This is a genomic window from Gilvimarinus sp. 1_MG-2023 (assembly GCF_030548285.1).
In genome coordinates, this window is record NZ_JAUOSC010001014.1 from 1 (window position 1) to 272 (window position 272).

Annotated in this window: 1 protein-coding gene; it reads left to right on the forward strand. The window is 58.1% G+C overall.

Translation table 11 applies throughout. The features are described 5' to 3' along the window. A partial coding sequence (locus tag Q4563_RS19950) for an alanine racemase C-terminal domain-containing protein (RefSeq protein ID WP_303605754.1) occupies positions 1-272 on the forward strand: 272 nt, incomplete at both ends.

Below are 272 nucleotides of genomic sequence, written 5' to 3' on the forward strand. Positions count from 1 at the left end.
TGTCGCTGGTTACCGAGGTGATTGCGACCCGCTGGGTTCAGAATGGCGACAGTGTCGGCTACGGCAGTCGTGTTGTGGCAACCAAACCAACCCGGATCGGGACGATTGCGATGGGTTATGCTGATGGGTATCCACGTCAGGCAGAAGAGGGGACGCCGGTGATCGTGAACGGTCAGCGCACGCGTCTTCTGGGTCGGGTGTCGATGGATATGATGACCGTTGATTTGACCGATGTGGACGGTGCGGCGGTAGGTAATGCCGTTGAACTATGG